General features: G+C 72.4%; 13 protein-coding genes. 2 read left to right on the top strand and 11 right to left on the bottom strand.

Going from position 1 to position 11818, the window contains the following annotated elements:
• Positions 1-73: 73 nt before the first annotated feature.
• The 7 genes from VFV89_RS06175 to VFV89_RS06145 all read right to left on the bottom strand — a co-directional run bounded on the left by VFV89_RS06175 (position 74) and on the right by VFV89_RS06145 (position 6639).
• On the bottom strand, positions 74-961 hold the full coding sequence (locus tag VFV89_RS06175) for an LCP family protein (RefSeq protein ID WP_329705038.1): 888 nt from the start codon (positions 959-961) through the stop codon (positions 74-76).
• Positions 958-1521 carry a hypothetical protein gene (locus tag VFV89_RS06170; RefSeq protein ID WP_329705037.1) on the bottom strand — a complete coding sequence of 188 codons (564 nt, stop codon included), beginning with the start codon at positions 1519-1521 and terminating at the stop codon, positions 958-960. The genes VFV89_RS06175 and VFV89_RS06170 overlap by 4 nt, the downstream gene beginning before the upstream one ends.
• 39 nt (positions 1522-1560) lie before the next feature.
• A complete protein-coding gene (locus tag VFV89_RS06165; RefSeq protein WP_329705036.1) occupies positions 1561-3117 on the bottom strand; it encodes a N,N-dimethylformamidase beta subunit family domain-containing protein in 1557 nt (518 codons plus the stop codon).
• A gap of 234 nt (positions 3118-3351) precedes the next feature.
• Positions 3352-4269: an RNA polymerase sigma-70 factor gene (locus VFV89_RS06160; protein ID WP_329705035.1), complete on the bottom strand. Its 918-nt coding sequence runs from the start codon at positions 4267-4269 to the stop codon at positions 3352-3354.
• Positions 4266-5198 carry an NAD(P)-dependent oxidoreductase gene (locus tag VFV89_RS06155; protein ID WP_329705034.1) on the bottom strand — a complete coding sequence of 311 codons (933 nt, stop codon included), beginning with the start codon at positions 5196-5198 and terminating at the stop codon, positions 4266-4268. The genes VFV89_RS06160 and VFV89_RS06155 overlap by 4 nt, the downstream gene beginning before the upstream one ends.
• Before the next feature lie 228 nt (positions 5199-5426).
• Positions 5427-6167, bottom strand: a complete 741-nt coding sequence (locus VFV89_RS06150; RefSeq protein WP_329705033.1) for an SDR family oxidoreductase — start codon at positions 6165-6167, stop codon at positions 5427-5429.
• A gap of 73 nt (positions 6168-6240) precedes the next feature.
• Positions 6241-6639, bottom strand: a complete 399-nt coding sequence (locus VFV89_RS06145; RefSeq protein WP_329705032.1) for a MarR family winged helix-turn-helix transcriptional regulator — start codon at positions 6637-6639, stop codon at positions 6241-6243.
• Positions 6640-6725: 86 nt separating this feature from the next.
• On the opposite strand from VFV89_RS06145, the gene VFV89_RS06140 reads away from it, so the two are divergent.
• The gene (locus VFV89_RS06140; RefSeq protein WP_329705031.1) at positions 6726-8195 is read left to right on the top strand and encodes an MFS transporter; all 1470 of its coding nucleotides are present in this window, start codon (positions 6726-6728) and stop codon (positions 8193-8195) included.
• A 68-nt stretch (positions 8196-8263) separates the two neighbouring features.
• Here VFV89_RS06140 and VFV89_RS06135 read toward each other — a convergent pair whose 3' ends face one another.
• Together VFV89_RS06135 and VFV89_RS06130 are read right to left on the bottom strand one after the other, a co-directional pair.
• On the bottom strand, positions 8264-9292 hold the full coding sequence (locus VFV89_RS06135) for a saccharopine dehydrogenase NADP-binding domain-containing protein (RefSeq protein WP_329705030.1): 1029 nt from the start codon (positions 9290-9292) through the stop codon (positions 8264-8266).
• 16 nt (positions 9293-9308) lie between these two features.
• Positions 9309-9908, bottom strand: coding sequence for an NAD(P)H-dependent oxidoreductase (locus VFV89_RS06130; RefSeq protein WP_329705029.1), 600 nt, complete (start codon positions 9906-9908; stop codon positions 9309-9311).
• Positions 9909-10020: 112 nt separating this feature from the next.
• On the opposite strand from VFV89_RS06130, the gene VFV89_RS06125 reads away from it, so the two are divergent.
• Complete coding sequence (locus VFV89_RS06125) at positions 10021-10863, top strand: helix-turn-helix transcriptional regulator (protein WP_329705028.1); 843 nt, start codon at positions 10021-10023, stop codon at positions 10861-10863.
• Between the two features lie 21 nt (positions 10864-10884).
• Here the strand turns inward: VFV89_RS06125 and VFV89_RS06120 are convergent, their stop codons facing one another.
• A complete protein-coding gene (locus tag VFV89_RS06120) occupies positions 10885-11421 on the bottom strand; it encodes a DUF6158 family protein (protein WP_329705027.1) in 537 nt (178 codons plus the stop codon).
• Positions 11418-11818, bottom strand: a 401-nt coding sequence (locus tag VFV89_RS06115) for an amidohydrolase family protein (RefSeq protein WP_329705026.1), incomplete at its 5' end; no start/stop codon positions are given. The genes VFV89_RS06115 and VFV89_RS06120, both read right to left, overlap by 4 nt.

Here is an 11818-nt window from a genome sequence, read left to right as displayed (position 1 = left end):
CGCGCACCGGGCGCAGGCGATCGTGCTGGCCCGCGAGGCCGGCCTGGGCTGAGGAAGGCAGGGCTGACGCGGGTCAGGGCTCGCAGCTGCCCTCGATCACGCCGTCCTCGGCGTCGGCCGCGACCCGGGCGGCGTACTCCTCGTCGAGGAGGACGATGTCGCCGAGGACCGGGTCCAGCTCGGTGGGTCCGGTGAGCACGCAGCTGGTGGTCAGGGCCGGGTCGAGCTGTCCGATGGCCTGCGCGAAGCGGTAGAGGTCCGCGGGCGACAGGTTGGTGTCCAGGTGCTGCAGCGCGGCGAGCGCACCGCTCTCCACGAAGCCCAGCTCGTCCTCGCCACCGCGGAGCACGTCCAGGATCGCCCGCAGCAGCTCCTGCTGGTTGGCCATCCGGGCGAAGTCGTCGCCGGTGAAGTCGCGCGCCTTCGCGAACCCCCTCGCCTCCCGGCCGTCGAGCGTGTTCTGGCCGACCTCGACCTGGAGGCCGTAGGCCGGGTCGGCGAAGGCGATGTCCGAATGCACCTCGAGCTTCCCCACGGTGTCCACGAGCTTCTCGAAGTCGGCGCCCCCGGCGGTCACGACGTACTGCACGTCGACGCCGGTGAGCTGCTCGACCTCGGCGACCATCAGGTCCGTCCCGCCGGCCGGAAGCCCGGCGTTGATCTTCGCCCTGCCCACGCCGTCCAGGTCGACGACCGTGTCCCGCGGGATGCCGACCGCCGACGCCGCACCCGTCCGGAAGTCCAGCGAGATCAGCTCGATGGCGTCCCCGTTGCCGCGCCGGGGGTCGGCGCCGGTCGCGTCGGAGCCCAGCGCGAGCACGTGCACACTGTCGCCGAAGTCGACCGCTGTCGACGACTCGACCTCGAGGAGGCTCACGGCCGCCGGCGTGACCTGGCCATCGGGGACCAGCATCAGAACCGGGACCGCGAGCACGGCGGCGACGCCGGCGCCGGGGCTCACGAGTCACCTCCGGGCTCGGTTGTGAGGTCGTAGCCGAAGATCTTCCACTCCCCGTCATCCGGCATCAGCATCAGCCGGCCGCGACGGGTGAGCTCGCTCGTCGTCCCGTCGGCCGCCTCGACGTCGAAGGCGAGGTCCACCGACGCCGTCACACCGACGACCTCGCCCGTGGGGACGAAGCTCGCGATCGTCGCCGACAACCTCGTGGCCGTGACGCCCTGCACGTCCTTGCCGAAGCCCGCGCCGGTGACCAGGTTCAGGTCCGCGGCCGCTTGGTCGGCGACGCCGGACGTGAACGTGTCCAGCCCCTCGACGAAGTCGTCGCGCGGGTAGTCGCCGAGGAAGGCGTCGACGACGTAGGTCGTCAGCACGGCGCCGACGTCGTTCTGGAGCTCGTCGCGCGCCTGGGTGGACAGGTCGCCCGCTCCCGGTCCGACCGACAGCTCGAGGGCGACGTGGTCGGTCTGCGCGTCGGCCGGCGGCTCCTCGCCGTCGTCCGTGCACGCGGCCGCGCCCACCACCAGGACCAGTGCCGCGAGCGCGCGGCCGGTGGTGTGCATGGGGCCATGATGGCGGAACCGGGCACCCACCCGGCCACCTCAGCTCGCCTCGACGCTGTTGACCAGCGGCAGGTCGAAGTCCGCCACGTTGTCCTGCGCGGGGTGGCGCAGCCCCACGGGGCCGCGCGCGAAGGCCCGGAGCACGTTCTCCGTCACCCACCGGGCGAAGTCGCGGGTCTCGGGACCCAGCGGCCGGTCGCACAGGTCCACCAGTGCGCACCCCCAGCGCAGCGTCCCTGCGGTGAAGACGCCGGCGCCCGAGGGGACGGTGTAGTAGACGGACTGGCTGGAGGTGGCGTCGCCGCGGCAGGAGTACGCCGTGTGGCTCAGCACCTGCAGGGGTCGCGGCATCGTGCGGTCCGGGTAGACGCGGTCCGCCTCGCCACCCACCAGCCCCGTGACCGCGGTGCCCGTTCGAACCCCGGTCCCGGCGAAGCCCCACCAGTGCGGCGTCGCGATGACGTAGTCGGCGTCCACGGGGTAGCACTCGTAGAGGACGCCGGCCAGCTCGCTCTCGGGGTCGGCCGCGGGCGCGTCGCGGAACCGGCCGGTGGCCTCTGCGGGGTCCGTCTCCCGCATCGGGTCGACCTCAGCGTCGTGGCGGTAGCCGGTCTCGAGGCGGAGCGGGCCGGTGGCCCGGTCGCTGAGCCGGATCCGCCAGTACGCCGTGTTGGCCCCGAGGAAGGCCAGGTTGGTCCCCGCGTCCCTGGCGGTCTCGACGGTCGTGCGCATGCTCGGCGTCCAGTACTCGTCATGTCCCATCGACACATAGCCGCGCGCTCCCGCCAGCAGGTCGGGACGGTCGTGCAGGTCGAGGTTCGCGAAGTAGGACAGCGGCACTCCTGTCGCCTCCGCCTGCACCACGATCGGGACCACGGCGGTGTGGAAGTCGTTCATCCCGCCGACCCCGTGGTAGGGCCGGTCGAAGCTGACCGCCCAGCTGCGCCGGTCGCCGGCCGGCCCGTCGTACAGGCTGTATCCGCCCCAGAGGTTGTAGGCCTGCCAGGTGGTGACCGGGGTGACGAGGGCGACCGTCCCGGCGGCCGACGGCGAGGAGACGATGTAGGGCACCTGGTACTCCCAGCCGGAGGTGCTCGCCAGCCGGAGGACGTAGAAGCCGGGCTCCCACTGCTCGGTGGGCACGGTCAGGCTCACGTGCCAGGGCGCCACGACCGTGCGCGTCTCGACCGGACGGAGGACCGCGCCGGCCTGGCGCTCACCGTCGACCAGCTCCGAGCGGTGCACCAGGTGGCCGGTGCCGCCCTCGTAGGCGCCGATCCGGTAGGCGCTGACCCGGTAGGCGCGCTGCGAGGTGGAGACCTTGAGCTCGATCGGCACGCCGGGCGGGGCGCTGGCCCGCGTCGTGTAGCCCTCGAGCTGGCCGTCCCGGGCGAACCGGGTCATCCGCCAGTCGTCGGACCCCCGGACCGCGCCGGCCGCCGGCGAGGCGACGGGGGTCGCCGGTGTTCGTGCCTCGAGCCCAGGCGCCCCTGCCTCGTCCACGGCCGCCACGGACCGGCCTGCTCCGGAGTCACCCGCGTTGCACGCCGTCAGCAGCACGGCCACGGCTCCCCACAGCACTGTCGTCCATCGCATCCCGCCACGCTCGGGCGGTCACCCACCCACCGGCACGGGGCTGCCGTCCCGCCCGGAGCGGGATCAAGTGCACCGGTTCCGGCCGGTCCCGCACGGTGGTTCCCGGCGGTCCCGGGACGCGCCCGGGCGGGGGTGCGCTCAGACCCAGCCGCGTCGCGCTGCCTGCATCCCGACGTGCCGGACCACCGGGGTCAGCCTGGTGGTGCTGCCGCCCTCCTGACCGGTGGGCGACTGTCAGCGACGGCGCGCCCGGTTGGCCTCGCGGAGGACGGCGAACGCGTCCGCCACCGGCCCGACGTGACGCAGCTTGTCCGGGTTGAGCACGGTGCGGATGGCCTGGACCCGGCCGCCGAGGACGTCGATGGTCCACGTGTTGACGACCTTGCCGTCGCGGTCGCGGAAGATCGCGCCCGGCTGGCCGTTCAGCTCGTGGCGCTCGACGGTCACGTCGACCTCGGCGAGCAGCGGGTACATCGTGCCCAGCAGCCGGGTGACGTTGTCGGCCCCGAAGATGCCGTGGCCCCACAACGGGGCCTTGCCGCCGGCGTCGCCGACCAGCTGCACGTCGGCGGCCAGGAGCTCGCGCAGCCCCTCGACGTCACCGTTCCTCAGCGCCTCGAAGAACCGGCCGGCGAGCCGGTCCCGCTCGGCACGGTCGGCCTCGAACCTGGGTCGGCCCTCGGCCATGTGCCGGCGCGCGCGCACCACGAGCTGGCGACAGGACGCCTCCGAGCGGCCCACCGCGGAGGCGATGTCGGCGTAGTCGAAGGCGAACACGTCGCGCAGCACGAAGACCGCCCGCTCCAGCGGGCTGAGCCGTTCGAGCAGCAGCAGTGACGCCATCGAGAGCGAGTCGGCCAGCTCGGCAGCTCGTGCCGGGTCCTCGTAGGGGTCGGAGAGCAACGGCTCGGGGAACCACTCACCGACGTACTCCTCGCGCCGCATGCGGGCCGAACGGAGCACGTCGATGGAGATCCGGGTGACGACCGCGGAGAGGAACGCCTTGGTCGACCGCGGTCGGGCCGGGGACGCCTCGAAGCGGAGCCAGCTCTCCTGCACGGCGTCCTCGGCCTCGCTCACGCTGCCCAGGATCCGGTAGGCGATCGAGAACAGCAGTGGCCGCAGCTCCTGGAACTCCTCGAGCTTGTTCACGAGAGGCCTTCCTTGAAGCCCAGCCGCCACGACGGGTAGCGCAGCACCCACCCGAGCTCGCGCTTGGCCTTCTCGTTGGAGAACCCCCGGCCCTCGGTCATCATCGACACCGCCAGCTCGCCGGCGAGCAGGCGGGCCAGCCACCTCGGCACCCTCCGGGGCGGCTTCGCACCGGCGCACTCCGCGAGGTAGGGCAGCCACTGGTTGGCGGGGGCCGGCTCGTCGTCCACGATGTTGTAGACACCCTTCGCCTGCTGCTCGACGGCCAGGACGGTCGCCGTGGCCGCGTCCTCCAGGTGCACCCAGGAGGCGTACCCGTTGCCGTCGCCGACCAGCGGGAACTGCCGCTTGCGGATCAGCTCGACCTGGTCGTCGCTGGCCCCGGGCCCGTAGAAGCCGCCGTAGCGCAGCGCGGCACCACCGGCGGCGATCACCGCGTCCTCGACGTGCGCGATGGCCCGCATCCCCGGCTCGGCAGCATCGCCCACGTGCAGGTCGAGCGGGTCCTCCTCGGTCTTCACCCAGCCGCTCTCGCGGAGCCCGTTCCAGTTGGCGTAGCTCTGGGCGACCACGTGGCCGACGCCCAGCGCCTCGGCTGCGGCCAGCAGGTGGTCGGTTCCCTCGGTGCGCAGCCGGCTGGTCTGGCCGAACCACCGGTCGAAGTGCCGGAAGTCCGGCTTGCCGGCGTGGCCGGGCGAGATCGCAGTCATCTGGTGGACGATCGCGTCGGGCTGCGCCGCGGCGACCGCCTCGCCGACCGACGCCGCGTCCAGGCCGTCCATCACCGCACCGGTCGCGCCGAGCTCCTCCAGCATCCGGAGCTTGCCCGGGCTGGTGGTGCTGGCCGTGACGTCGTGCCCGTTGGCCACCAGCTTCGGGACCAGGACCCGGCCGAGGGCGCCACTGCCGCCTGCCACGAAGACCCTCATGGACATGACCTCCCCGCTCGGAGCGGTTCCATGCCATGGGCCTGCTCGTCGGGTGCGCGAACGGTGCGCCGCGTCCGGTCGTCGGGTTGCATGGCTGACCTCTCCTCGATCCGGCGTCGGCCGGTGCCGACGGCTCATGCACCTGACGAGGCGGGCGCCCCGCCTGTGACATCGCGGGTGTCCCGTGTGGGTCGACCCCCTCCACCTCGTGCACACCGCTGAGGCTGCTCAGATGAGCGTCCGTCCCCCATCGATGACGATCGCCGCCCCGTTGACGTAGCGGGATGCGTCGGAGGTGAGGAAAGCGATCGTTGCTGCGATGTCGTCCGGCACCCCGAGGAAGCCCACCGGGCTGTTCGCCACCAGCTGCCGGTAGCGCTCCTCGTCGGCGAGGCCGGCCGCCGTCATGCCGGTGTGCGTCATTCCGGGCGAGACGGCGTTGACTCGGATGCCGGCGCCGCCGAGCTCGACCGCGAGGGTCCTGGTCAGCGACTCCACGGCGGCCTTGCTCGCGGCGTACGCGGCGGCGCCGGGCTTGCCGTAGCGCGACAGGTTGCTGCCGACGAAGACGATCGAGGAGCCGGGGCTCAGGTGGGGCACGGTGGCCCGGGTGAGTGCGTACGGGGCGCGCACGTTGACCGCAAAGATGTCGTCGAAGTCGCGCATCGACAGGGTCGCGAAGTCGCCGGCCCGGTTGATGCCCGCGTTGTTGACCAGAACATCGACCCGTCCCCAGCGATCGAGGGCGGCCCCCAGCACGGTCTCGCCGGCCCGTTCGGTGGTGAGGTCCACGGCCAGCACATCCGTGGCTCCGGTCCCGAGCACCCGGTGAGCACGGGCCAACCGCTCCGCGTCGCGCCCGACCAGGAGAACGCGATCACCGCGCTCGACCAGCCGTCGCGCCGTGGCGGCGCCGATCCCCGAGCCTGCTCCCGTGACGATGGCGACCTTGCCCTCGGTAGTGGTCACGAAGGGCACAAGGCCGCCGAGCGTGCCAGCCATTCCGTGACCCCGGACACGTCCACGACGCGCCACGACGCGCTCACGACACAGGTTGCTCGACGCCCCAGGTCTCGCTCAGCACGCTGCGGTGGGTGGGCAGCGCCCTGCGATGGACCCGCTTGCCCTCGGCGGTCAGGCACACGAACATCGCGCGCCGGTCGTCGGGGCACATGTCGCGCCTGACCAGCCCGTCACGCTCCAGCCGGGCCACTGCCCGGGACAGGGCGCTCTGGCTGAGGTGCATGTCGCAGGCGAGATCGCTCATGCGGTAGTTGCTGCAGTTGGCGTCGACCAGCCGGTCGAGCGTCTCGAACTCGCTCAGCCCGATCCCATGCTCGACCTCGAGCGCCTTCTCCAGCGCACAGCTGACCGTCGCATGCCTGGCCAGCAGGGTGCGCCACTCGTGGACGAGCTCGGCGGTCCCTTGGCCCTGCCTCATGGCTCGCAGGCTAGCTCGCACCTGATATGGATGCAAGAGCATCAATTGCAGTTGCATTGAATGCACGTGCATGTAAGTGTCGTCGGGTGACCTCCCCAGCCACCCTCTCGTCCACCACCGGTGCGTGGAGCCCTCGCCTCCGGGCCCTGCTGATCACCCTGTGCGTCGTGCTCTTCCTGGACGGGCTCGACGTCTCGATGATCGGCGTCGCCCTGCCCTCGATCGGCGCCGAGCTCGACCTGTCCACGTCCACCCTGCAGTGGGTGGTCAGCGGCTACGTCCTCGGCTACGGCGGCCTGTTGCTGCTCGGCGGGCGGACGGCCGACCTGCTCGGGCGGCGCCGGGTCTTCCTGGTCGCCCTGGCCGTCTTCGCCCTGGCGTCACTGGCCGGCGGGCTCGTCAGCAGCGGTCCCCTGCTGATCCTGACCCGGTTCGTGAAGGGGCTGGCTGCCGCCTTCACGGCCCCGACCGGGCTTTCCATCATCACCACGACGTTCGCCGAGGGCCCGGCGCGCAACAAGGCGCTGTCGGTCTACACGGTGTTCGGTGCCGGTGGCTACTCCTCCGGACTGGTCTTCGGCGGGCTGATGACCGGGCTCGGCTGGCGCTGGAACTTCCTGCTCCCCGTCCCCATCGCACTGGCGGCCCTGGCCGCCGCCTTCGTGCTGGTGCCGCGGTCCGAGCGGGTCAGGGACGGCGGCCACGACCTGCTCGGCGCGGCGTTCTCCACCGCGGCGATGCTGCTGCTCGTCTACACGATCGTCTCGGCGCCGACCGCCGGCTGGACGTCGGCCCGGACCATCGGCTCGTTCGTCGCCTCTGCCGCGCTGCTGGGCGCCTTCGTCGCCGTGGAGCGCCGGGTGCGGCACCCCCTGATCCGGCTGGGCATCCTGCGCAGGGGTTCGCTCGTGCGGGCGTGCCTCGCCATCGTCGCCGTGGCCGGCTCCTACTTCAGCTGGCAGTTCATCGTCACGCTCTACTTCCAGGACGCCATCGACTGGTCTCCCCTTCAGCTGGGGCTCGCCCTGCTGCCGATCGGGCTGATGGTGGCCGCGTCGTCAGTGTTCTCCGACAAGCTCGTCGACCGCTTCGGCACCGCGCGCATCATCGCCGTCAGCCTGGCCGTCATGTCCGTCGGCTACCTTGCGTTCCTCCGGCTCGACACCGACCCGTCGTACGTGACGATGGTGCTTCCGGCCATGCTGCTGATCGGGATCGGCTGGATCGGCTTCCCCGCGATCAACATCCAGGCGACAAGCGGGATCGACGACGACGAGCAGGGGCTCGCCGCCGGGGTGCTGCAGACCTCGATGCAGGTCGGCGCGGCGGTCGTGCTCGCGATCACGTCGGCGGTCATCGCCACCGGCGCCGACGTGACCTCCTCCCCGCACGCGGCCCTGGACGCCTACCGTCCCGGCCTCGAGTTCGGGGCGGCCGTCGCGATCGTCGGTGCGCTGGTGGCGGCCCTGGCCCTGCTACCGCGCCGCGTGGAGCTGGCGGACGAGGCGCTCGACCCGGTCCCGGAGGCCGAGCCGGAGTACGTCGCCGGCGGGTGACACCTGCCTCACCTGACTGCACACCGGACCCGGACAGGATCCGCGGCGAGCGAGGGCGGCGCGGTCGTTCAGAGCTGGCGGAGGACCCCGCGCTCCTCGAGGGCGTCCAGGAACCGGTCAGGGGGGAACACCTGGGCCGCACTCCGCACGCCTCCGGTCGCGGCGCCAGAACCTCGCGCGAGCCGGACCGCGGCCTCGACGGCTACGGCGGCGCCGGTGCCGTAGATGTCGCTTCCCTCGAGGTGACGCTCGAGGGTGCCGGTCGAGCTCGCGGCACGGACGGTGAGCAGGTATTCGGATCCGGCGCGCGTCCGGGGGTCGACGTCGGCTCCGCCGAAGACCTCGGCCGCCACGAAGGTGTCCGCGGTCATCACGACCCGCACCGCACGGGTGGCCACGTGACGCGGGATCGTCACGACCTCGCCCGCCGGGTAGTCGACGATCACCGCCTGGCGGCCGACCGGCTCGGGGAAGTCGAAGGTCGCCAGCGCCCGCGCTGGGGGACCAACTCCCAGGGTTCCATCCCGGAAGGTGGCTCGGTCCGCCTCGCGGAGCCCCAACGCGGTCGCCCTCGACCCCGCCGTCATCAACCAGCCGCGAACCGCGTAGGCGACAGTCACCTCGTCGACCTCGGCGCGGTCTCCGGCGAGCCGGTGGGCGAGAAGGTCCGCGAGCGCGCCGAAGAAGCTCATCCCGGGCACCACGACCACCCCCGCGGCCCGGGCACGTGACCCGAGCTGCTCGAAGAGGGCCCTGACGTAGAGCGGCTCCGCGCTGTGGTCCAGGTAGTGGGTGCCGGTCTCGATCGCGGCGGACGCGAGCGCCCGTCCCGTCGCCGCGAACGGACCGGCGCAGTTGATCACGACGCCGGCACCCGCCGTGAGGCTCCGCAGCGCCGCACGGTCGTCCACGTGAGCGCTCCGGACCTGCGCGGGTGCCTCGAGGCCGTCCCGGAGAGCCTCCAGGGCCGATCGCGAGCGCCCGCCGAGCACGACCTCGTGGCCCCTGCGGGCCAGCTCGGTGACGACCAGGCGGCCGGTGTGGCCGTCCGCGCCGTACACCGCGATCGACGTTGCAGCCGGCTGCGGTTGCGTCATCGTTCCCACCCGGGCCTCAGGACGCGCTGGGGTACGGCGCGGTCGCCCGTGCCGCGCGCAGCGACTGCGACCACCAGTCGAGGTGCTCGAACATGGTCTTGGCGAGCACCTGCGCCTGCTGGTCCTGGGGCGCACCATCAGCCCAGCTGAGGAAGTAGTTGGGGAAGCTGAGTCCGTCGCGGATCGTGACCGCGTGCAGCTCGGTGAGCACGTTCTCCAGGTGGATCACCGCGTGCCGGCCGCCGGCGGCGGCGCCGTAGGAGACGAACGCGACCGGCTTGGCCGCCCACTGGTCGTAGTGCCAGTCGATCAGCGCCTTCAACGAGGCGGGATAGCTGTGGTTGTACTCGGGGGTGACCACGACGAAGGCGTCGGCCGCGTCCAGGCGGTCGGTGACCTGCTGCATGGTCTCCGGGCGCGGATAGCTCGCACCCGCCTCCTTGGCGGACACGGCGGGCAGCGCGAGGGGGATCTCGACGTCGGCCAGGTCGACCAGCTCGACGTCGAAGCCGCCGTGCTCTCCGGCCCGGTCGGCGACCCAGGTCGCCACGGTGGGGCCGAACCGTCCGGCCCGCACACTGCCGATGATGATGACCAGCTTGCTCTTCTCGTTCATGACATCCACTGTTGGTGACCCGGACCGGCCGGAACAGACCGCGGTCAGACCGGCCCCCGGAGGGCCACCCAACGGCGTGGACCATTGCGAGATGCCTACCTAGAGTGGATGGATGGGCACGCCTCTCGGGGACTTCGTCCGGGCCAAGCGCGACAGCATCCAGCCCGAGGAGGTAGGCCTGCCGAGCACGGCTCGACGTCGCGCTCCCGGGCTTCGCCGGACCGACGTCGCGGAGCGCACCGGGATCAGCGTGGAGTACCTCACGAGGATCGAGCAGGGCCGCGACCGCAACCCGTCGCAGGCGGTCCTCAACGCGCTCGGCCAGGGGCTCGGCCTCGACCCGGCCGAGCGCCGGCACCTGTCGTACCTCGCGAAGATCACCGGCGGGGCGTGTGCCGGCCCCCACGAGGCCGCGCCGCCGCGTCGTGACATCCGTCCGACGCTGCAGGCGACACTGACGCTACTGGAGCCCGGGGTCGCGATGGTCACGAACCGACTGGGGGACGTACTCGCCCACACCAGCGGCTTCGTCGCCGTGATGGGCCGGTCGGGCCTGTTGGACGTCGAGCATCCCAACCTCACCCGCTACGTGTTCACCGATCCTCGCGCCAGGACTACGTTCACCGACTGGGACCGTGTCGCCGACGAGCAGGCCTTCGGCCTCTGGCTCGCGCCCACGGTGGCGCAGTCCGAGTGGCTGCGGGCAGAGCTGGCGCCGATCGCGGGTCCGGAGTTCACCCGCCGGCTCGACCAGCACCTGCCGCCCTCGACGGCGCAGCTGCGGACCAGGCACCCCGCGGTCGACGCGGACCTGCGCTGGGACCGCGAGGTGTTCGAGACCACGGACCCCGAGACCCAGCAGCTCGTCGTTCACCACCCGGCCGACGACGCCACCGCGCAGGCCCTCATCCGCCTGCGGTCCCTCGGGCAGGCGTCCACCCTGCGCGCCATCTGACCTCGACGTGGGCCGGGACGCTCACTCGATGCGTGCGCGCCCGGCGTCGGTGATCACCCGGTCCTGCTTGTCGGTCGTCAGCAGCGGCGGGTCGGAGCTGTAGAGCCGGGCGAGCGCCGTGCGGTCCAGCCCCACCTCGCGAGCCACCTGGTGGACCTCGAGCTTGTTGAGCCGGCCGCCGGGGGCCGCGGCGACGCGCCGGAGCAGGGCGAGCGCCGGGTCGCCGGTCACGACCCCGCCGGCGGCGACCGACGGAGGGTCGACCAGCGCCTCGAGCTGCACGAGGATCCCGCGCAGCGCCTTGCGGAGCACCGCGGCCTGCGCCTCGTCGGTCGCCGCGCCACCGCTCCCCTGCCAGGTGCGCTTCGGGTGCCGGCGCAGGTACTCCTGCTCGAGCTCGAGCATCCGCGCGGTGTGGGTGGCGAACTGGTCGGCAGTGCCGTGCAGGAAGACCCAGTTGCGGGTGTCGTGCGCGTTCTTGCCCTGCTGCTCCAGCTCCTCGTCGGTGAGCTCTCGGGCCGGCCGGCCCTGGTAGGCGGGCCGTGGGTCGGGGGTCATCCGCGTGCTCCTGTCGCGGGACGGAGGTGGTCGAGACCGGCGTAGACGTCGAGGGCGTTGCCGCCGAGGACCCGGCCGGCCAGGTCGTCGTCGAGACCGAGGTCGACCACGGCGCGCGCGTTCGCAGCGGTGCCGGGGACCCCAGGCCAGTCGGTGGCGAAGATCCACCGGCGCGCGAGGCGGCCGAGATCGAAGCTGCTGAAGTAGTCGGGCAGCCGCTTGGGCGGCAGGCCGGACAGCTCGATCCACACGCGCGGGTTGCTGAGCGCCAGGAACGCCGCTGCGTCGTACCACCAGCCGCGGCCGCCGTGGGCGAGCACGACGTCGAGGTCCGGGAAGTCACGGATGACCGGCAGGAGGAGGGCCGGGTCGGCCAGCTCGTTCGCCGAGCCCGGGA

The sequence above is a fragment of the Nocardioides sp. genome (assembly GCF_036274455.1).
Lineage (GTDB): Bacteria > Actinomycetota > Actinomycetes > Propionibacteriales > Nocardioidaceae > Nocardioides.
The sequence above is the reverse complement of the archived record's forward strand: the minus strand, read 5'-3'. Positions and strand labels throughout refer to the sequence as shown.